Source organism: Sphingomonas sp. PL20, assembly GCF_017875905.1.
GTDB classification, from domain to species: Bacteria; Pseudomonadota; Alphaproteobacteria; order Sphingomonadales; family Sphingomonadaceae; genus Sphingomonas; species Sphingomonas echinoides.
Genome location: NZ_JAGINH010000002.1, coordinates 1,208,208 through 1,228,518, shown reverse-complemented (window position 1 = coordinate 1,228,518; position 20,311 = coordinate 1,208,208). Strand labels below are relative to the sequence as shown.

General features: G+C 58.7%; 23 protein-coding genes. 11 read left to right on the top strand and 12 right to left on the bottom strand.

What is annotated here, in order from left to right; translation table 11 throughout:
- Positions 1-133: 133 nt before the first annotated feature.
- On the bottom strand, positions 134-1,285 hold the full coding sequence (locus H4W01_RS05820; protein WP_209610268.1) for an acyl-CoA dehydrogenase family protein: 1,152 nt from the start codon (positions 1,283-1,285) through the stop codon (positions 134-136).
- A gap of 303 nt (positions 1,286-1,588) precedes the next feature.
- Between H4W01_RS05820 and H4W01_RS05815 the strand changes: the two genes are divergently transcribed.
- Positions 1,589-2,884 (top strand): tyrosine-type recombinase/integrase, encoded by a 1,296-nt coding sequence (locus tag H4W01_RS05815; RefSeq protein WP_209610267.1) that lies wholly within the window; start codon positions 1,589-1,591, stop codon positions 2,882-2,884.
- Positions 2,885-3,101: 217 nt separating this feature from the next.
- Here H4W01_RS05815 and H4W01_RS05810 read toward each other — a convergent pair whose 3' ends face one another.
- The gene (locus tag H4W01_RS05810; protein ID WP_209610266.1) at positions 3,102-3,632 is read right to left on the bottom strand and encodes a MucR family transcriptional regulator; all 531 of its coding nucleotides are present in this window, start codon (positions 3,630-3,632) and stop codon (positions 3,102-3,104) included.
- 381 nt (positions 3,633-4,013) lie between these two features.
- On the opposite strand from H4W01_RS05810, the gene H4W01_RS05805 reads away from it, so the two are divergent.
- The 4 genes from H4W01_RS05805 to H4W01_RS05790 are packed head-to-tail and all read left to right on the top strand — an operon-like array spanning position 4,014 to position 5,927.
- The gene (locus H4W01_RS05805; RefSeq protein WP_209610265.1) at positions 4,014-4,490 is read left to right on the top strand and encodes a helix-turn-helix domain-containing protein; all 477 of its coding nucleotides are present in this window, start codon (positions 4,014-4,016) and stop codon (positions 4,488-4,490) included.
- Positions 4,491-4,550: 60 nt separating this feature from the next.
- A complete protein-coding gene (locus H4W01_RS05800; RefSeq protein ID WP_209610264.1) occupies positions 4,551-4,904 on the top strand; it encodes a hypothetical protein in 354 nt (117 codons plus the stop codon).
- A 57-nt stretch (positions 4,905-4,961) separates the two neighbouring features.
- On the top strand, positions 4,962-5,399 hold the full coding sequence (locus H4W01_RS05795) for a hypothetical protein (RefSeq protein ID WP_209610263.1): 438 nt from the start codon (positions 4,962-4,964) through the stop codon (positions 5,397-5,399).
- A 9-nt stretch (positions 5,400-5,408) separates the two neighbouring features.
- Positions 5,409-5,927 carry a hypothetical protein gene (locus tag H4W01_RS05790; RefSeq protein ID WP_209610262.1) on the top strand — a complete coding sequence of 173 codons (519 nt, stop codon included), beginning with the start codon at positions 5,409-5,411 and terminating at the stop codon, positions 5,925-5,927.
- Here H4W01_RS05790 and H4W01_RS05785 read toward each other — a convergent pair.
- From H4W01_RS05785 to H4W01_RS05775, 3 genes are read right to left on the bottom strand one after another with little or no spacing between them, the layout of a single operon-like run.
- Complete coding sequence (locus H4W01_RS05785) at positions 5,895-6,461, bottom strand: DUF3761 domain-containing protein (protein ID WP_209610261.1); 567 nt, start codon at positions 6,459-6,461, stop codon at positions 5,895-5,897. The two genes, H4W01_RS05790 and H4W01_RS05785, sit on opposite strands and share 33 nt — an antisense overlap.
- Positions 6,462-6,478: 17 nt before the next feature.
- Positions 6,479-6,775, bottom strand: coding sequence for a DUF3761 domain-containing protein (locus tag H4W01_RS22980; protein ID WP_209610260.1), 297 nt, complete (start codon positions 6,773-6,775; stop codon positions 6,479-6,481).
- A complete protein-coding gene (locus H4W01_RS05775) occupies positions 6,768-6,986 on the bottom strand; it encodes a hypothetical protein (RefSeq protein WP_209610259.1) in 219 nt (72 codons plus the stop codon). The genes H4W01_RS22980 and H4W01_RS05775 overlap by 8 nt, the downstream gene beginning before the upstream one ends.
- Before the next feature lie 732 nt (positions 6,987-7,718).
- On the opposite strand from H4W01_RS05775, the gene H4W01_RS05770 reads away from it, so the two are divergent.
- Positions 7,719-7,919 carry a hypothetical protein gene (locus H4W01_RS05770; protein WP_209610258.1) on the top strand — a complete coding sequence of 67 codons (201 nt, stop codon included), beginning with the start codon at positions 7,719-7,721 and terminating at the stop codon, positions 7,917-7,919.
- A 721-nt stretch (positions 7,920-8,640) separates the two neighbouring features.
- A complete protein-coding gene (locus H4W01_RS05765) occupies positions 8,641-9,546 on the top strand; it encodes a hypothetical protein (RefSeq protein WP_209610257.1) in 906 nt (301 codons plus the stop codon).
- On the opposite strand, the gene H4W01_RS05760 is transcribed toward H4W01_RS05765, so the two are convergent.
- The 3 genes from H4W01_RS05760 to H4W01_RS05750 all read right to left on the bottom strand — a co-directional run bounded on the left by H4W01_RS05760 (position 9,547) and on the right by H4W01_RS05750 (position 11,866).
- Positions 9,547-9,867, bottom strand: coding sequence for a hypothetical protein (locus H4W01_RS05760; protein WP_209610256.1), 321 nt, complete (start codon positions 9,865-9,867; stop codon positions 9,547-9,549).
- Positions 9,867-10,049 carry a hypothetical protein gene (locus H4W01_RS05755; RefSeq protein ID WP_209610255.1) on the bottom strand — a complete coding sequence of 61 codons (183 nt, stop codon included), beginning with the start codon at positions 10,047-10,049 and terminating at the stop codon, positions 9,867-9,869. The genes H4W01_RS05760 and H4W01_RS05755 overlap by 1 nt, the downstream gene beginning before the upstream one ends.
- A 203-nt stretch (positions 10,050-10,252) precedes the next feature.
- Positions 10,253-11,866, bottom strand: coding sequence for a DNA cytosine methyltransferase (locus H4W01_RS05750; RefSeq protein WP_209610254.1), 1,614 nt, complete (start codon positions 11,864-11,866; stop codon positions 10,253-10,255).
- 75 nt (positions 11,867-11,941) lie between these two features.
- On the opposite strand from H4W01_RS05750, the gene H4W01_RS05745 reads away from it, so the two are divergent.
- The 4 genes from H4W01_RS05745 to H4W01_RS05730 all read left to right on the top strand — a co-directional run bounded on the left by H4W01_RS05745 (position 11,942) and on the right by H4W01_RS05730 (position 16,710).
- Positions 11,942-12,403: a very short patch repair endonuclease gene (locus H4W01_RS05745; RefSeq protein WP_209610253.1), complete on the top strand. Its 462-nt coding sequence runs from the start codon at positions 11,942-11,944 to the stop codon at positions 12,401-12,403.
- A gap of 77 nt (positions 12,404-12,480) precedes the next feature.
- Positions 12,481-14,685, top strand: coding sequence for a sensor histidine kinase (locus tag H4W01_RS05740; protein WP_209610252.1), 2,205 nt, complete (start codon positions 12,481-12,483; stop codon positions 14,683-14,685).
- Positions 14,682-15,806, top strand: a complete 1,125-nt coding sequence (locus H4W01_RS05735) for a hypothetical protein (RefSeq protein WP_209610251.1) — start codon at positions 14,682-14,684, stop codon at positions 15,804-15,806. Before H4W01_RS05740 ends, H4W01_RS05735 begins: the two co-directional genes overlap by 4 nt.
- A 337-nt stretch (positions 15,807-16,143) precedes the next feature.
- Positions 16,144-16,710, top strand: a complete 567-nt coding sequence (locus tag H4W01_RS05730; RefSeq protein ID WP_209610250.1) for a tyrosine-type recombinase/integrase — start codon at positions 16,144-16,146, stop codon at positions 16,708-16,710.
- A 228-nt stretch (positions 16,711-16,938) separates the two neighbouring features.
- On the opposite strand, the gene H4W01_RS05725 is transcribed toward H4W01_RS05730, so the two are convergent.
- From H4W01_RS05725 to mobQ, 4 genes are all read right to left on the bottom strand, one after another.
- A complete protein-coding gene (locus tag H4W01_RS05725; protein WP_334685168.1) occupies positions 16,939-17,748 on the bottom strand; it encodes a type II secretion system protein in 810 nt (269 codons plus the stop codon).
- A gap of 50 nt (positions 17,749-17,798) precedes the next feature.
- Positions 17,799-18,641, bottom strand: coding sequence for a type II secretion system protein (locus tag H4W01_RS05720; RefSeq protein ID WP_209610248.1), 843 nt, complete (start codon positions 18,639-18,641; stop codon positions 17,799-17,801).
- An 83-nt stretch (positions 18,642-18,724) separates the two neighbouring features.
- A complete protein-coding gene (locus H4W01_RS05715) occupies positions 18,725-19,219 on the bottom strand; it encodes a hypothetical protein (protein WP_209610247.1) in 495 nt (164 codons plus the stop codon).
- A gap of 1 nt (position 19,220) precedes the next feature.
- Positions 19,221-20,198 carry a MobQ family relaxase gene (mobQ, locus tag H4W01_RS05710; RefSeq protein ID WP_209610246.1) on the bottom strand — a complete coding sequence of 326 codons (978 nt, stop codon included), beginning with the start codon at positions 20,196-20,198 and terminating at the stop codon, positions 19,221-19,223.
- Between the last annotated feature and the right edge of the window lie 113 nt (positions 20,199-20,311).

Sequence of the window (20,311 nt, the reverse complement as noted above, 5' to 3'; positions counted from 1 at the left end):
AGCGGCGGAAGGGTGAGGGTGACCGACGCCATGTTCCGATCGTCCTCACCCTTCCCCCTCGGCTGCGCCGAGCGGGCCCCTTCCCTCTCCCAAAGGGAGAGGGAGTGTACGTCTGTGCGCACCACACACCCCATCACGCCGCCCCGATCAGTTCGCGGCCGATGAGCATCCGGCGGATTTCGTTGGTTCCCGCCCCAATGTCGAGCAGCTTGGCGTCGCGGTAATAGCGTTCCACCGGCCAGTCCTTGGTATAACCCGCCCCACCCAATGCCTGCACCGCCTCGTTCGCCACGCGCACGGCATTCTCGCTCGCCAGCAAAATCGCCCCCGCCGCATCGAAGCGCGTGGTCTTGCCCGCATCGCACGCGCGCGCCACGGCATAGACATAGGCCCGCGCCGAATTGAGCGCGACGTACATGTCGGCGATCTTCCCCTGCATCAGCTGGAACGCGCCAATCGGCTTGCCGAATTGCTGCCGCTCGCGGACATAGGGGACAACCACGTCGAGGCACGCCTGCATGAGGCCAAGCTGGATCCCGGCGAGCACGGTGCGCTCATAATCGAGCCCGCTCATCAACACACCAACCCCGCCATTGACCGGGCCCATGATGTTTTCTTCCGGCACCTCGCAATCGGTGAAGACGAGTTCGGCGGTCGGCGACCCGCGCATCCCCATTTTGTCGATCTTCTGGCCGATCGCGAAGCCCGGCATGTCCTTCTCGATCAGGAAGGTGGTGATGCCGCGGCTGCCCTCGCCGGTCTTGGCATAGACCACCAGCGTATCGGCATACGCCGCATTGGTGATCCAGAATTTGGTGCCGTTAAGGACATAGCCCCCCTGCACCTTGTCCGCCTTCAGCTTCATGCCGACGACGTCCGACCCGGCACCGCTTTCGGACATGGCGAGGCTGCCGACATGCTCGCCCGAAATCAGCTTGGGGAGATATTTCGCCTTCTGCTCCGGATTGGCCCAACGCGCGATCTGGTTGACGCACAAATTGGAATGCGCGCCATAGCTGAGGCCGACCGAGGCCGAGGCCCGGCTGACCTCCTCACACGCCACGACATGGTCGAGATAGCCCAGGCCAAGCCCGCCATCCGCTTCCGCCACGGTGATGCCGTGCAGGCCGAGCGCCCCCATTTCGGGCCACAGGCTGTGCGGGAACCAATCCTCGGCATCGACCCTGGCCGCGATCGGCGCGATCCGGTCGGTTGCGAAGCGCTGAGTCGTATCGCGGATCATGTCCGCGGTTTCGCCCAGCGCGAAATCCATCTGGCCTATCATGTGCCTCTCCTCATCCTCGCTTTGCGCACCCGATAGCGCGTGTCGATTCAAATCGTAAGGCCTTGCGCCTGCAGCGATTGAACGCGAGGGGCGATGGAGAAGACAACGCCTGTCCAACAACGTCCGGCGACGCGCACGAGCCTATTTCAGAGAGGACTTGGAGCGGGTGAAGGTATTCTAATAAATATCTAGAAATAAACAACAATTTTTACTATAATTACCCACACAGAACCTACACAGGCACGAAAATCCAATGACTTAGTGCGAAAATCTACACAGTTTCTGCACAGTGGGACAAGGCAAATGGCATTCATCACCGACAAAGAGCAGATAAAGGCTGGCCTCATCATCTTTCGTCGCGGCGATGTCGAGCACGACCAGTATTATTGCCGCGTGAGAATTCAGAACGAAGACCGTTACAAGACCATTTCACTGCGCACGTCGGATCGGCAGACGGCGCGCGACCGTGCAATGGATCAGGATGCCGATATTCGCTTTCGGGTGAAGCACGACGTTCCCGTATTCAATCGGCCCTTTTCGCAAGTGGCAGAGGAATACGCAGACGCACAGCAGCGGCGCGCGAAGGCTGGCGAGATCAGCCAAGCGCGAGCGATGAATGTCAGGAACAAGGTCAACGGGCCGCTCAACGCCTATGTCGGCAGCACCCAAATTCACTTGGTCAGTCAAGAACGCTGGTCGGAATATCCGTTGTGGCGGCGCGAGAACGGCGTCGGTCGCCGCAAGGGCAAGATCAGCGATTCCACTATCCGGATCGAAATGAGCATTTTTGCGGCCATCATGAATTACGCCGTGAGCAAGCGTTATGTTCCAGCCAGCCACCGCTTTGAGGGGATGCCGAAACTCAAATCCAATCGACGCGACGAGTTCACGCTGGAGGAATACCGCAATCTGCACAGCGCGGGTCGCAAATGGATGAAGGAGGCGACCACCCCGCAGGGCATCTGGTATCGCCAGATGTGCTACAATTTCATTCTCGTCATGTGCAACACGGGGATGCGCCCGCCCGAAGCCAAGAATTTACGCTGGCGGGACATCACCAAAGCGAAGGATAAGGATGGCACCGACATTCTGGTGATCTTCGTTCAGGGCAAGGGCAAAACGCGCCAGCTAATCGCGCCCAAGAGTGTCGGGGAGTATCTTGACCGCGTTCGCGCGCATTCCAAAGCCACCGAACCCGATGACCATGTCTTCACCATCATCAATGGCAAACCGGCAGTCTGGCTTTACCGCGATACCGTCGAGGAATTGCTGAAATATGCCAAACTCCGCGACGGGCCGAGCGGCATCCCACGCACCACCTATTGCTTCCGGCATACCTATGCGACGTTTCGGCTTTCCGCCGGGGTCGATGTCTATATTTTGGCCCAGCAAATGGGCACCTCGGTCAAAATGATCGAACAGCATTATGGCCATGTGAACACCATCAAGCATGCCGACAGGGTGCTGATGGGCATCGGCGGATGGGATGCCATGCACACCGAAATGGACGCCGAAATCGACAAGCAGGAAGCGAAGGCAAAAGCCGTGCAGTCGATCAAGGCGAAGCAGCCCGTGAAGCCGTCCCGTACCAAACGCTAGCGGCGCATCGGGTCAGCCGTCGAGTTCGATGGCCGATGCATTGGCGCTGGCGTTGCCGAAATCACAAAGCGCCGCTGGCGCTCCTCGTTTGTGAATTCGGCCCAAAGCGGGCTTGGGAAACAGGTGCGCCCGGCCCGTAGCACCCCCATGATCGCGTCTTCCGGCAGGCTGGTCGCTTTGCCGCTGGCAATCTTGAGCGATCAGCAGGCCGGTCTTCCTATCCCTTCGACTCCGGGGACACCTTTGCCGCTGTGGCTTTACTGCTGAGGGCGCGCGGCTTGCGCTGCGCTTTCATCACGGGCGAAGCTACGTCGCTGGGAGGCGTCACTACGCCGAGCTTGGGCCGTGCGGTGCTTTTTCGGCCTAGCTCAAGATTCAACGCCATCGCCTTGCGCGCTTGTGAGTAAGCGGGTGCGGTCATCGGATAGTCGGCAGGCAGATGATAGCGCGTGCGATATTCCGCAGGGGTTAGCCCGTGCGACGTCAGATGGCGCTTGAGCACACTGTAGGGCTTGCCGTCGATCATCGAGATGATCTTGGCCGGGTCCGCAAGGCTCTTGCGGACAGACACCGCAGGCGTGGCAGCCTCCATTACTGGCGGCTCGATAGAAGCGACACCCAGCCCGGCAAGCGCGCTGTGAATCGCAGCAATCGCTTCGCCGATCTCACTCGCGTCAACGTGATTATTCGCCACAAAGTTTGCGGCAATTTCCGCTGTGAGTATCACCAGCGTGTTGGGTTGTTCCATGCGGCGGCACTCCGTTAGCTTTCGTAATGGCATTCCGTGCCAGAAGCAGGCGCATTCTTCAATGCAGGCGGCCGCGCGGCGATGCTTGTGGCGGACGCCACATCGGCGACGGCGGGGCACAATCGATCACCTGCGATGCCCCTCGTCGTCACGCGCAAAATCACCCAGGCGCGAAAATAACGCCTCGGGGGCAACACCCGTGTTGTTTGTCACCGACTGCCCGACTCTCGACATGCCAGTCGTCCTATGCCGCCAGCCCTCATTGACTGGGGTTCTTGAGGAGGTCGCGCCATCCTCACTCCAAACCTTGAGCCCGTAGGAATGGCTTGCGAATCACCCACTTTGGTTGAGATTCGCACGAGCTACGCATAGCGTCGCGGCATGGGGGCGGAGCGCATTCACGAGTTGACGCCACGCGAGCGCGACTGTCTTCGGCTGGTTCGGCGTGATCGGTCGTCGAAGCAGATTGCGATCACCCTCGGTATCTCGCATCACACGGTCGATGCGCGACTGAAGAAAGCAATTCAATTGCTTGAAGTTACCTCGCGCTATGAGGCGGCGCGGCTGCTGGCCGAGTTTGAAGCCGACACCGAAACCCCATACCAACCCTTGGTATCCCAACCGCAGCCCGTTGCCGTCACGCCCATTTCCGACGAGCAAATGCTTCCAGAACGGAACGAGCCGCAACCGCAGTTTCGGGTGCCGTTCCTCAGGCAAGGGAGGCGCGTCAATGACCTAGCACCGTTGCAGCGATTACTTTGGATCGGCGCACTGTCGTTGCTGATCCTGGTTGCATTCGCCAATTTCACCAATGCGCTCGATGTCTTGCAGACCATGACCAAAGGTCTCGTCCGCTAACCGTGCCATCCGTCAAACGCTTGCAAACGCGGCGCACCCGTTGCCGCGAAGGGGATCATCATGCCTTCCAAACAGACCCGCTCAGCCGTGCGGATTGCACGGTCGCTCTCTCCTGCCGAGCTTGCCATGAATGAAGCCACGTTGCGGCTGCTCGCCGTTGGCACGGAAGTGCTCACGGCGCGCATCAGCGGCGGCTTTCATCCGATCGAAGCCCAACCCGCGATCGACGGCATTGGCCGCGCGACGGCCATGCTCTTTGGCGCGATGCGCGAAATGGCGGAAGCCCATGGTACGCTTAAAACTACCGCAGAACAGCACCAGATTCTCGGCTTCGGGGACGTGTTGGAGTGCCCGCCACATGACCAGCCAAGGGGCCACGCCGAGAATGTCGTCTCGCTCACCCTCGCTGCCTGAGGAATTACCGCTTGACCACGCCTCCATCCGATGGTGCGCCCATTGCCGATGACCCAGATGGTGTTTCTCGGCCTACTCCTTGGAACGCTGCTCTATGCGACGTTCCAAGGAGCAGCGCCCGAGCGCATCGGCGCGTTGATTATCGCCTCGGCAACGATTGCGACGATCGTGGTTCCAAAAGTTGGCCAAATCACGTTCGCCCGTTTCGAACCCAATGTGTTCGCCGTCGATCTCTTGACGGCGATTGCCTTGATCCTGCTAGCGCTACGCGCCCAACGTTACTGGCCGATATGGGCCGCCGCGTTGCAGATCGACACGGTGGTCAGTCACTTCGCAATGTTGTTCGCGCCGCGCGTCATGCCCTGGGGCTACGCCGTCGCGGAGATCGCCTGGAGCTATCCAATCGTGATCCTGCTCGCCGCAGGCGTTGCGCGCCACCAGCAGCGCAAACACGCCTATGGCAACGATCCGAGTTGGTCTACCAACCCCCATTAGGAATGTCCCATGTCGGATGATTCAAATGCCACGCAGTCAGACCTGCACACCGCACTCGCAGCGCTCGCGCACGAGGTCAAAACCCTCCGCGCACGCATCGAGACCGTCAACCCAACCTCAATCGCGCACTGGGCAAACCAACATTACCAGCTCCGCCGCCACCGCAACACGATCTTTTCCGATGAGGGCGATCTGTTCCGCGAACCTGCCTGGGACATATTGCTCGATCTCGCCGCCGCGACCGCGCAAGGGCGCGAAATCTCGGTATCCAGCGCCTGCGTGGCTGCGCATGTCGCGCCTACCACCGCATTACGATACATCAGCCACCTCGAAACACGAGGGCTCGTCTATCGCGTCGAAGATCCGTCCGATCGTCGCCGAAACTTCCTGCATCTAGGCGAAGGCGTGATGGAGAAATTGGTGCGGGTGCAAGGCAGCGAACCTCAAAACAGGCTTCGCCTTGCACCCATCGACTGCACCGATATTAAATCAATGTCAGAACCACTGCGCCACGCCGCCATGCCGTGAGCAGGTGCCGGAGCGATGGGCCGAGGAGCTGAACGTACCGTCGCGACACTTGGCCGTCGCACCATTGGGCCCCGCCGGATTGGTGCTCTGCCCGGACACCGAACGTGCCGCAGGTGCGGCAGCAGGAGCCGCGCGCGGCGCGGGCGCAACCGGCTGCGCAGCGGGGGCTGTCGCGACAGCTTTGCACGCCGCTTTGTTTGCATTGCCTGCTTTCGTGCAGTCGTAGTTGCGCGTCGTCGCGGGCTTGGAAGCAACGGCATTATCGTTCGCGGGCTTTGCCGCCGGAGCGACGGCCACGCCTTTGCACACTGCCTTGTTCGCATTGCCCGCTTTCGTGCAATCATAATTGCGGGTCTTTGCGGGCGTTGCCACGGGTGCTGGCTTCGCAGCCGTCGCCGCTGCTGCCTTACACTCCGTTTTGGTGGCATTCCCGGCCTTGCTGCAATCGTAATGGCGCACCGACTGCGCACTGGCGGAACTCGCCGCTAACACCGTCGCCAGCAACGCCCCTGCGACCATCCACCCTTTAGTCATCGTCATTCTCCCGCCACTCAAAGCCATTGCGATACGCCGCCATGCCACGAGCAGGTGCCCCGGTGGCTTTGGCTGAAACTCCATGAACCGTCCCGGCACCGCGCCGATGCGCCGGATGGCGCGCGCCGACTATGCATCGGTCGATGGACGCGATGCCCGTTGCGGGCCGTGTAATAATCATCGCCCGAGCCAACGCTCGTGGCGGAATGATGGTGATGATGGTGGGTACGGCGCGCATCCACCGAAGCGGGTACCGAAAGAGCCGCGACAATTGCCAGTAGTGCAAACGCTCTCAACGATTCGTTCCTACCCATTGTCCGCGTGGCGCAACCTAACGTCCGGCAGGCGTTTGACAACCTCGGTCCAGGTCACGCGCTCGCCAGCATTGCCGCTGCGTCTGGCTTCATCGAGCCGATCCTGTGCGTGCGCCTCTGCGTCGTCGCCGTAGGTCGCAATCAACATGATCGCTACCGACGTGAATTCCCACGCCGCAACCGGCGCTGCATCGGGTTCGATGTGATCCACAAGAGCTCCGCTGCGGACGTTTAAAAATACGACGCGATACCCGCCACCAGGCCCGCTAACATAAGGGCTGCAACAAAAGCGGCCTCAAGCGTCAGCCCCCTAAGCCGCCACTTCACTGCGGCGCGCAATCCAGTGGTGACCACCGTCGCAGCACGGCAGTCATCATTAGCACCTGTGGCAACCGTAATGACGTCCGGTACGTGGGTTGCTGTAATGCCCGCCTCGATGGCTAGACCCAAGGCCGCCAATATAAGTCCCGCCGTGGCTACCCCGGTGAACCATCCCGGAATAATGCACCCGGCCACCTCCGTGTGATCGTGCCGTAACTGGCGATGTCATTGAGCAGGCAAGCATCGCGAGCGTGAACAGTCGTTTCATCAGCCGAGTCTCCGACGAGTTGAACGCCAGACACTTCGAACGAAACCTCCAGAAGGTCAATTGTCGTACCAGTGATTTTATCGGAGCACGCTCACGTTTGGGTTTGCTTTCAGCGTGGCAGAATTTGACTCCCAATGAACGTCCGCCAACCACCTCACGGCATGTAAGTGGATACGCGTCTGGGGCAGGCCCGCCACCGGTAAACCCAGCTCGCTTCCGCGCGCGATGCGCTTGTGCAGCTCCACTCCCTTCGGGCGCTGGCGCGGGGTGTGACCCGTGGCTCGGTGGCCCGCCCCCTGTGCTTCCCATCGCGCCGCAGGATGGTCCGGCGGCGGACACATAAAGGAGCAGATCATGGCAACCCAATTCAAACCTGTCGTCAAGCCGAGGCACCGCATCTACAATGTTACCGGCACGGGCACATCCTCGAACTGGACGGAGATCGGCGCGGCCTGGCCAAATCGGGACGGTGAAGGCTTCTCGATCACCTGCGATGCTTCCGCACTCTCGATGGAAGGCCACATCGTAATGCGCAAGGTCACCGCGCGACCTTAAGGATGGAGGCCAGCAATGAGACCCATCGCCGCGACCATCGGGTGGCAGGCGTTTCTGCCGCCTGCGCCCCGTCACTCGCGGCTACGGCGGCTGAGCGAGCGCAGCACTTGGCGTCGCCAACGACGAACCTGATAATAAGCATTCACCGAGCGCGTTTGGCGTCGGATTGTTGCCGCGAGACACCGATAGCAGTGTGATACGATGATGTTGGACATAGCTTCCTCCCTTGCCCCGCACGGAATTGCGCGGGATGGAAGGCGGGAAGCCGTTCGCCCTAACGCCTCGGACAGGGCCGGAACGCCGCATCGCGGGCCGCTGCTGCACGTCAGGAAGCGAGGAGCCTTTTCCGGGGCGAGCGAACGGCTACAAAAGCCGAGACCGGTGCATCCCGTAGGGGGCGATCAGGAGGAGCCAATGCCATCGACCGTCTTTGCTTCGCTGATGAGAACTCTCGGGACGCTGGCAGCGTTCGTCTCACTTGCCACAGTGCTGAATGGAGCAAGCTTCGCCAGAACGAAGCCTGCTACCGCAAATGGTGTCGCGTGCAGCCGTGCGGACACCGTGCGTTGCAAGCGGCTCTGGCTCTTGGATGCCAAGAGGGTGAACCCGCCTGACCGGGTTCGCCCAATGGCAGGCCTTGCCTGCGACCACCGGGATGGCAGGCATCCCATGTGCCGGGAGGTCGTGGTTATTCGAGGTGGACGCAGATAACCGCCATCGCTTGGCCATCGAAATTAACCAAATCTTAGCAATCTTTGGTGTATTATTAGAATATATCACTGACGCGCGCGAGGTATCTATAGCGGCCAACCCGACATCTTCTGACCAGCATCATCCGCATGCTGATGATGCGCAGGCTAGGCTGCGGGCCGAATTGCTCGGGCAACTCGTCGCCGGTCAGTTCGCGTTGGAAGCAGCACTTTCCGAGTTGGCCGGTGCCGATCCCGCCATTCGCGACCGGCTGCGCAGCCAGATCGGCCTGTTAGCCGGATTGCAGCAACAAGTGGGCACGGCCACAGGCGGCGCGCTCAGCGCCCTGCGGGCCGAAGTCGCCAACCTGGCCGATAGCGCCACCGCTGCCGCGCGCGATGCCCGCACCAGCGCCGCGGATAGCCTGGCCGCCAATTCGCCTGCCGCCGCAGCACGCCAAACCATTCTCGATCTCAGCCATGATTATTACGATCGCAAGGTGCTTGACCCCTACCTCAAATTCCAATCCGAAGAGGACGAGAAAGCCTATCGGAAACGTGAGCTGGAAAATCAGGAAGCCATCAGGCGAGAACTGGCGAAGGGAACACCTGAGGGCGATCACAACGCCGCGCTCATCTTTAACCGGCAGTTGAATGACGCTCGTGACCATGGCGCGGATGCCAGCCCCGATTTTGCAGATATAATGCGCCGGAGCCAAGAGGCAGTACGCGATACCGGAGCGAACATTGAGCAACCGAAGGTCAAGGCCACCCAACCGAATATTACGCCACCGCCGGTGCCGGATAGCGAACTTGCGGACGTCAGTGCCATTCTCAAATCGGCAGGCGTGACGACACTAGCCGAAAACACTTCCAGTCCCGGCACCGCCGGAACGCCGCGCATCAACCGCGAAACTACCGCGCCCGCACGGAGCTAATCAGTTTGCCAACCCGATCTTTTTGCACTCTTCGACTAACTGCTGCTTATACTGCGGGCTTCTATTAATATTGATGGCCTCTACGGCTATCGCATGGTCGAAATCGTCTTGGACCTGCTCGTTGGATAAATCTTGCAGATGCGCCAGCTTTATCGCGGCATCGTAAGCTGTTTTAGCGCTAGTCGGATCGGTTCGAACGCTCGTCACAACGAAGCAGCGCAGCGCGTAGTGATAAGCCTTACCGTAATCGGGTTGCGCGGCCTGGGCGAAGGAGTTGTTGGCGATGACCATGCTCATGATCGTCGCGAGCGTGAGCCGCATCACTTCGGCCCCTTGTAGGTGTAGCGGTGCAGGATCAGCCCAGAGGCCACACTCGGGCCAAGTGTCAAAATCGCCTGCGTAAGTGCCCGCTCGAAATCGGCTTTCGTCATGTGCTCGTGATGCTGAGCTACCGTGACATCAAATCCGCCATTGTTGGTTTGGACATCGTATACGTGGGCCATGCTTTCGCTCCCGTTGATCCGGGAGAAAATGCCACCCTGCAACAAAATCGGCAATTTTGTTGCAGGGTGAAGTGTTTAAATTCAGTAGCTTAATTCGACGAGCGCGACGCCAGGTTTGCGCCATAACCTCGGACATTCAGCCTACGGTATCCGTTTGGGCTCAATTCTGCTCGACCAGCCAAGCCACAACCACCAGATTGCCCTCAGGCCACGTCCGAAAGGGCTTCGGCGCTCTGCGCAGGTGCGTCTTCCACGATGCGTTCACCGCTTAGGATCGACCAAAGCGCTTCACCAATCCACTTTGCCAAGAGAGGCGGCACTGCATTTCCTACCTGTACGTATTGCTGAGTCCGATTGCCCTTGAAGAGATAATTGTCCGGGAACGTTTGAAGGCGCGCGGCCTCCCGGACCGAAAGACTCCGACACTGCAGCGGGTCTGGATGAATGAAATAATGTCCGTCCTTTGAGATATGGCTTGTGATGGTGGTCGAGGCTGAATCGGGTAGCTGGACGCGAAAACGGTCCGCGAAATCACCGGTGGTCCAGTTGTGGTGTTGGGGCGCGAGCTCACGTGGAAAGTCGGATGCCTTTGGCGAACGGCCTGCGACCCCGGCAAACGCCGCTGCGTAAAAGTAGCGCGAAAGATCGCTCTCCATGTGCGTACGTGCAAAGTGATTGGGTACCTGCTTTAGCAACGGATCGACGAGCCAGTTACGAAGGTCCTCGGGGCATGAACTGGCGATGCCGGAGCCTCGCCCCATTCTGGGCGGCATGGAGTCCAACCTGCCGAATTCGGCTCGGTGATGTGACGCAGCTTGGGTAAATGCTATCTGCTGTTCGTCCGGAAGTCCTGAATCCAGAACACAAACGCGGTCCATCGCCGCGACGACGGCCTGCTTCCATTCTTCGGGGCCATCCTGCGTTCTGCTCAGGCCGCTGCGCAGCTTTGGCAAGCCTTCAAGCACATTTGAAACCGTCGCACTTGATCGGCGACGTTCAAGGAGATTGGCAAATGACGCATCAGGCAGGGCGGTCGCGATGTCAGACCGTATCCCCACAATAATGACGCGGTGTCGCGCTTGCGGTACGCCGAAATCTTCCGCTCGTACGACGAAATCAGCAGCCCGGGGTTTGATCCTACCCACTTCCGGCTGACGGCGGGTACGCGGAGCTAGTGCGAAAAGTTCATAACGGACGCCGCCGCGACGATCCGCGCGCAGATCGTCAAGAACCCTGTCAAATATTTTGCTTTGTCCATCCACCGATGAAGAAAGAATCCCCTTCACGTTCTCCATGACGAATGCCGCTGGACGCAGGTGATCCAAAATCCTGATGTATTCCCGATATAAAAAATGACGCTTGTCTTTTTGCGGCTCGTAGTTGTCTTTCCCCTGATTACGCACGCGTCCCGCCAATGAGTACGCTTGGCACGGTGGGCCACCGATCAAGATCACGTTTCCACCGTTATCTCGATGAATTTGATCTAGGCGGCGGTTAAGCTTCCTGCTTACCCCTTTTGCACCCAGCTCCAGCTGCCATGCTTCCGCTTCCGCGGCGGCCCACTCTGCCGGATAGCAGGCCTTCCAATCCGGCTCCTCAGCAGCGCCATTCAGAAAATCGTAGTATGCCTGTGGGAATGCATCACCGAACTGGCGCAGAAAGCTTCGCAATTGAAGCGTCGAATGCGCGGCCTTGTCCTTCTCAACGGACAATGCGATCGAGAATGCACGATTCCCGTCCTTGCTGAGTACGCTCGAGAAACCTTCAGCGAGCCCTCCTGGGCCTGCAAAAATGTCGACAACGGCGTATCTTGGCAAGAATCAGACCTTTGGGAATCACGAGCGTGAAAGGCTCTGAATATCACATCAATCTGAAAGGGACAGGCAGCTAGTATGGTGGACGTAGTTGCGCCTCCCGTTCGCTCGCGCATGATGGCTGGAATTCGTGTGGCTGACACCAAGCCCGAACTTCAACTGCGGCGACTCCTGCACGCTGCGGGTCACCGCTACCGCCTGCATCCGCATGATCTGCCGGGCAAGCCCGATCTGGTATTCCCCCGGCGAAGGATCGCCATATTCGTACATGGCTGCTTCTGGCATCGGCATGAGGGATGTCACTGGTGCTCGACACCAGGCTCCAACTCAGAATTTTGGGGCGCAAAGTTCGCACGCAACGTCGAGAGAGATAGGGATCAGGTCGCTGCGCTCAGCGCCATGGATTGGCGAGTAGGCATTGTATGGGAATGCTCGCTTCGTGGCGGCGGCGCGCGCGGGACAATCAATGCACTGGACAAGTGGTTTGATTCGGACGAGCCGTCCTTTGAAACCGGGTTGGTCCGGGAACGAAAGGCATGAGAAGGTGTCCAAAGTGAGATTCTGATTGATGCATTGGCACCAGCAGTCGCTACAGTTAGCGCAAAGGGGGACTGGCGATGGCGGATGCAAGTCCGGACAAGCTTCGGTTCAGGCCGAAAGCGCGGATTATCAGAACGATTGGCGACCAGCTCATCAGCGGCCCGGAAGCCGCGGTTATTGAGCTTGTGAAGAATGCCTATGACGCTGACGCACATCGCGTCGTTGTGAAGTTCTATCCTCCCCTCGTTCGTGGCGCGGGACGGATAACCGTCAGCGATGACGGTCATGGGATGACGCTGGCAGATATTCAGGAAAAGTGGATGGAACCCGCGACCAGCTCCAAGTTGACCACGCGGCGATCTCCCGAATTGAAGCGAGTCATGATGGGATCGAAGGGAATTGGTCGGTTTGCTGCCGCCAAGCTCGGCGGGCGTCTGGGGCTGAACTCGATCACCGAGCGTCAAGGCGAGCGGCAGGAAGTCCTGATACCGGAAATTGACTGGAGCATTTTCAACGGGGACACCTACCTCGCCGATATCGCAATCGACTATTTTACGCAGTGCGCCGATCAACCAACCGGCACCGAGCTTGAGATTACAGAACTCAGCGAGGACTGGTCGGAAGCCAAGATGGTGCGGTTACTGCTTGAGCTGCGAAAGCTGGTTTCGCCTCTCCAAGACAAGAGTGTTGACGATAGTTTCGAGATATTCCTTGATTTGTCCGAATGCACGCAGGTAACCGCAGGTTTCGACGGGGCGTCGATCATCGGTCGACCCCAAGAAGATTCCGACGACACCGATCCGCTCCATCGATATCAGGTGCTTCCTGTTCCCCTGATGACGAGCTGCGACTACGAAGTAGTCGGCTCATTTGATCAGGCTGGGAAATTCACAGGAACCTTCGAAAATCGGCGAGCCGGATCAGCACCGGAATCATTTTCGTTCAAGGTGCCCATTCATAACGAGGAAGATCCCTGTGGTCCCGTCGGCGTTCGACTATTTCTGTTCGACCGAGAAGCTGATGCTATCCGCAGCAATCTTCGAAGCGCAGGCCTTGGCGATATGACGGCCGCGAAAGCACGTCAGATTCTCGATAGCGTCACCGGCATAGCGATCTACCGGGAAGGATTTCGCGTCCGACCTTATGGCGACGCCGATAACGACTGGCTCACCCTCGATAAAGAACGAGTCAATGATCCATCCATGCGTATTGGCCACAATCAGGTAGCCGGTTACGTTGCCGTCGCTGGCCCCGAAATATCGCACCTAGAAGAGCGCAGCAGCCGTGAAGGTTTCGAATCAAACGGAGCTTTTCGTCGTCTTACCCGCCTCGTCGAGCAACTGCTTCGCCGCGAAGTTGAACCCCGGCGTTATCAGTTTCGGGAGAAGGCGGGGCTTTCACGGGGGCGAAGTACTACCTTTGAGCAAATTCGCAAGGTCACTGATCTGAGCAGCGTCCGCTCCTTCACCGCGTCACTTGCGCCTGAAGAGCGGCAGAAAGCGGAAGCCGCAATTGACCGTCAGGCTCATTTGATTTCAGACAGGATAGCTGACCTCGAGGATAGGCAACGGAAGCTTGAGGCTGCATCTTCACTTGGAGCGATCATATCAGAGGTCGTTCACGAGGGTATGCAACCTGCCGCTTACATCGCGACAACAGTAAATCGCTTAAGACGATTCTATCCAGATCTTCTTGGTATTCGTGGACCGCTGGTTGATCGCGCAAAGCAGGAATTTGAAACAAAGCTGCCGCACCTTGCGGAAGAAGGCGTTAAGCTGGTGGATCTCTTTAATAACCTACAACCGCTAACAGCGGGAAGGCGGAGCGAGGCAGCCTCTTTCAATGTGGTCAATGCACTGCGCGGCGCAAAGGCGCTTTTCGAGCAAAGCGATATATCTATTGAGATCGAGAACCCTGACAAGGTGATGAACATCTTCGGTCATGCGGGCGATCTCAGCACTGCCATGGTTAATCTGATAAAAAACGGGATTCACTGGCTGCGGGATGCCCGGATCAAGAATCCGCGAATCGTGCTCAAGGTACGTGGGAAGCCCGGCGAGGCAATTATCATCGTCGAAGACAATGGCCCGGGCATACGAAAGGAATTCATGAATTCCGTTTTTGATGTAGGCTTTTCCCTGAGAACTGGGGGCACCGGATTGGGCCTCAATATCGCGCGAGAGGCGCTGGCGCGCTCCGGTGCTAGCCTAGAACTTGATCCAGAATTTGAGGGCGGCACGCGGTTCGTGATCCGGTTTCCACTGGAGGGGGTTAGGGCATGAACATCAAGCGAATCCTCTTTGTGGAGGACGAGAAGCCACAACTCGACCGGTTTGAGTCGGCTGTTGGCGACTGGAACGCCGAACAGGGAAAGAAAAAAAGAAAGTTCGAATGGCATCTGTGCACGGATGTTTCCAGCGCTGACGCAGCGCTTCGTGAGCAGCGGTTTGATTGCGCCTTGTTTGATTTGCGACTGCCTGCAGGGACTGCGGGCAGAAAGACGGAACCCGCTGGAAGTGATCTCGCGTTGAAGGCGCTCAACGAGCTCGGGATTCCCGTTGGCCTGATGAGTGCCGACTTGTCAGTCGTTTCGACAGAGCTGACGCAGCAGACGCTCGTCAAGCAATTCAACAAGGGCACGATCGACCGGGGGGACGGTACGAAGGATGCCTATGCTCAAGCGATAGAGTGGTTCGCAGAATATTGGGAAATGATGGACGTTCTCAGCGCCGCGCGCGCGAGGATGGAAAGGGCCGGAGGTGAGATTTTCGTCGAACGTATATGGCCCCGGTGGGACAAACTGGAGGCGATGGAACGGAGCGACCCGAAAGCTCTGGCTGGTGTGGTTACGCGGCAATATGTTACCCACTTGGCAGATTTACTCGGGATCGACGCGCCTGATGCGGAGAGCTGGCATCCATTCGAAAATTACGTGACACCTCCGCTTCTTGCGGATCGTGCGCATACTGGTGACATTTTCGAGATCGACGGCGAACTTTGGATCGTCCTCACTCCGCAATGCGACATGGCAACCGGGAAGGTGAAATCGGTACTGTTGGCGCGATGCGTGCCGGGGATCGACAAATGGAAAGAGCAAGTCGCAGCATTCAGGGCTGCAACGAGCAAGAGCGCCAAGAAGGAGCCGAGCACGTTCCTGAGAGATTTTGTGAATCAGAACCTGCCCGTCTCACGGCATTTCCTGCCTCCGCTCCCCGGGTCCGACACGCCGATGCTCGTCACGTTCACCGATGTAAGGACTATTCCAATGCCGGAGATTGTGCCGATTTTGGGTCAACGGAAGGCGTCGGTCGCGACGCCTTTTCTTCCAAACCTGGTCCAGCGCTTCGGCGCTTATATAAGCCGAACCGGTCAACCTAACATCGACATAGGCAAGCTTTCCTGACTCTCGCGCGATGTCGGGCAATTGGCGCGTTAGAAGACAGGCTTTCGTCTTTGGCTGCCATCTAAGATCCGATTGGCTGGTGGCAACCGGTCAGCGAACGGTTGGTCAGGGCACCCCGGGACCACTGCGTTGTGAGAGCTGATTGACATACGGCTCGCTGATTATCTCGCTATTGAATGCCCGGAGATGTTCGGTTCGTCCATGAGCGAGGGGCAGCTATCACATGCAGTCACCTAGAAGCGGCCGGACAGAAAACAGCCCGCAAGCGGCAGCCGCTGTCCATGATCGAAAATTTATCCGCGCAACCCTATTGCCGATTTTGTTGCAGGAGGGTCGCGTGCGTTTTACTCCGACAAGCAGTTGGCAGATTCTGAACGACAAGGGGCACAGGAAATATGTCTCCTCTGCCGAACGCTGCCGTTTTCTGGCGGTTGTGGATCACTACCCGCCGCCGCTGCGTGCGCTTGGATATGTCCTCGCCTTTAGTGGCTGCCGGATCAGCGAAGCCCTTGAACTGGGCGCACACCAAATTGACGCTGGGCAATACCGGCTCATTTTTCGCACGCTCAAACGGCGGCGCACTATCTATCGAGCGGTTCCCGTTCCCGACCACCTGATTGAGATGTTGCTCGCCCTCAAGCCGTCCGCCGACGGTCGCCTTTGGACGATCCATAGATCGACTGCCTTCCGGCATATCCGGCAAGCCATGGTTGCAGCCAACATCCAAGGGCCAATGGCCTGCTGTCGCGGGCTGCGCCACGGATTCGGCATCCATGCTGCCACTAGCCGCATTCCGCCGAACCTCATCACCAAGTGGATGGGCCATGCCTCAGGTAGCACCACGGCGATCTATCTTGATGCCGTGGGTTGGGAGGAACGCGAGTTCGCCGGCCGAATGTGGTAAAGGCCGGTGATGCGCCGCAAGCACCTATTCGGGACTTGGCCTGCGGATGGCCCTCTCGATGAGGCCCGTCACACGTGTCGGCTAGACAGGCGCTGACGAAGAGAATGTGGTGAGGTCGGTGGTGAACAGCCTGCGCCCATCGCCACACTTCCTGAGCCTCGCCCGCATGCACTTTCGCGATGGTCCCGGAGGAGACGCATCACAGAGCGATGCTCAAAACTCTATCGCCTAAAAAGCCTTTATGAAACCTAGCCAGCAATCTTTGCCGGAGGCGGAAAAATTGTAGGTTGCGGTAAAGTCAGCCGAACTGGTCGCGGTGGTGCAGGCTACCGTACTTTCATCCGTACCCCAGCCGCTCACGACGATGCCGCTGTAGGGCACGCCATCATCGAATTTTTTGTCAATGTTCCATGCTTCGGCGGGAGTAAAATTCGCCGTCCATGTGCTTCTCCAGTCGGTAATAAAAAGGACGTTACCATAGCCCCGGTTATCAAATCGGCCTGGGTTTCCCGAAGCCGGACCTTCATATTGCGGTTGCCAGAAAGCGGCGCTATCCACTTTCGCACGGGGCATATTGACCCCCGGCTGAATCAGAGTGGGTGCAGTTGTGCCCCACGCGCCGGTATATTGCCCCTCGATCAGGCCAGCATTCGCCAATTGCTGCCAAAAGCGCACCGCTTCATACGCTGCATCAATCTTCCCACTGCCATCCCCATTGCAGGTTTTTTGATCGGTAGAAACAATGACGCCACAGGCCGCATCGCTGGGTGCAGCAGTGCCGCCCGCTAGCCCCCAGAAGCTGGTGGCATTGGTCATATCGCCGGGAATGGCAAAATATTTGTCCCTGAACGTAGCCACAGCAGTACGGTTTTTTTGATACTCTTCGCCGACGCTGCGCAATTCCGCCGCGCGGATGAGCGACTGGCCAGCCAAAATTCCGCCCGTAAGCAAACCCAGAATGACGAGCACTATACTTAATTCGATCAAGCTGAATCCGGGCTTGGCGGGATAAATATAAACTCGTATTCTCCTTATCATAAGATATATTTCATCCCCTTTTATCTAATACCGGCGAAAAGTACGCAGAATTAATTGACGCGGAACGCCAGCGCGCATTGGGGGCCGCTGGATATGGAACTGTCCAGCTGGTACATATTGTCCGTCGATGTTGTGCCTACCGTGCAGAACTTCGAGTATTGGGCTGGTCCAGTGATTATACGTCCGGTAGAAGTAACGACACCTGTCTGCGGTAGGCCGTCATCCATCTTCGTGTCGATATTCCAAGCATCCTCCGTCGATAGAAGCAGGCCAGGCGTTACAGCAGTGCCGCTGCCAAAAGTGGGATAGGATCCAACAAATAAATAGTTGGAACCGCTCGTGGCGTAGCATGCATTGAAAAATTGCGCTCCTGGTCCACAGCTCGCCATGAAGGCGGCTAGCCATATATAGCCATTGGATAGCGATAGCGCAGGTACATAGCCGCTGGGGTTTGCGCCGCCACCGGCGTAGTTACCTGCATAAGAACCGGCAACTAGCCCGGCATTCGCGAGATGTTGCCAGGCGCGTGGGGGCTCACCACTGCCATTACCTGTGCCACTTATAAACCCATCACCATTGCCGTTGCAGGTGGCCGTGCCGGTGCCAGCGGTGCTGTAGCAGGTGGTATCGGTGCCATCGGCCGCGCCCGTACCACCGGCCAACCCCCAGAAGGCAGTGGCGTTCGTCATGTCGCCGGGTAGCGCAAAATATTTATCGCGGAAACTGTAGATAGCAGCTTTGTAGGTATTGATATCGGCGCTCACCTTGCGCAGTTGGCTCGCGTGAATCAGCGATTGGCCCGACAACACCCCGCCAACCAGCAGCCCAAGGATAACGAGCACGATGGAGAGTTCGATAAGTGAAAACGCAGATTGTCTTGAGATCGAGTTCATTTGACCTGAAATATTTGGACAATATTATCTCAGGCTCATGGAAATGTGAATTGCTATCTTTGCATCGTTCGTAATCGTCGCTCCTATTGACCCGCCTTTACCGGCCGTATCGAGGTCACCATCGGCCCTGCGGGACGGTGCGGCCATACCGCTGCCGCGTACTCTACGATCTTCGCCACATCGCCCTGCTGGAGGCGGCGCGCCAATTCATCGAGACCGCTACCCTCAATGACGAATTGGCGAGCGCCGAAGTCGAGAGAAACCATCCGCTCGCCGATCGTGTCGATGGCGTTGAGGCTGAAATACGGGATGGCGGTGCCGTGCCAAAGCCCCGCCTTCGCGTCAAACCAGCGCAGGCCGAGCATCATGGTACTGCGCAATTGCCCACGCAGGAGAATCCACGGCCGGTATTCGCACGGATCGATGCGGGGCACGTCTACATCGTCAGACATCGCCGCCGCCGTTACAGTGGGTTGTTCGGGCGGAGGAGTCGTCCCGTTGCGGCGCGGCTCGAACATCGACTGCCAGTTGCCCAGCTTGGCGGGATCGGGTTCCCAAGGCTTGTGCGGTTCGCTCATGTCAGCGGTCCATCGTTGGTGAAAGGTCCGGCGGGCGGCGTGGCGGGGTGCGCGACAGGTCGGGCGGATCGCTGAGCCTGTCGGCCATGCGCTCGAACCATGCATGGAAGCGCTTCGCCATGCTCGCCGCCTCCCCGACGCGGGTCGGGGACGCCGCGAGCCGGTCGAAGGCCGCCTTGGCGCGCGCCTCGACCACGCGGTAATGCCGCGCGACCTGAAATTGCCCGAACCGTTCCTGCATCACGCCATGGAGCGTCTTGAGGTGCATTGCCACACCGAGGAACGGTTCGGGCAATTTCGACAGGCCGCGCTCTAGGTAGGAGCGCCGGTCGATGCGTTCCGCCGACCCGGCGCGTTCAAGCGCGGCATTCGCGGTGTTTTCCCAATCCTCGCGGCAACGCTCGTAATAGGCTGCCGAGTTCCAGCTTTGAGCATTGGACTCGACCATCACCGGCCTGCCATCCGAGTGGGTGCGCCCCATCGGATCCGGCACCCAATCGTGCCGCGACTTGTCGCCAAACCCGGAGTCCAAAATCTCGCGCATCGTGAGTAAAACGTGCGCGTGGGGCTGGTCCTGGCCGTCCGCTGCCTTCGGGCAGTGGATCGCGACATCCGCAATCATGCCGAGATCCACGAAGTTGCGCCTCACGAAGTCCCGCACCAGCGCGACCCGTGCGTCCGGTGCAATTTCTCGCGGCAGCATTATGCGAATTTCCCTCGCCGTCTGCGCATCCTTCCGGCGCTCGCGCTTATCGACCATGTTCCACAGGGATTCCCGGTCGAGCTTGCGCGCCCAGGCCGGGGCATTGTCCGGCACCATGATCTCCTTGTGTACGATCCCCGTCTTGCGGGTGTAGTCGTGGGTGATGCCCTGCCGCTCATCGTGCAGACGTTCACCTGCCCGATAGGCGGCAGCCGCGACCGGCGATTGCCCCGCCGACCGCTTAATCTGTTGGACCCTCATGCTAAACAGCGCCATCGCCCCCTCCATGGATGACGTGGCGTGCCCTGTGGCCGCTTCCTAAGATCAGAAGTCTATCCCGCGGGAAGAGTTCACAGCTACGTTCGCCACCTGAAGTGGTGTCGAACGTG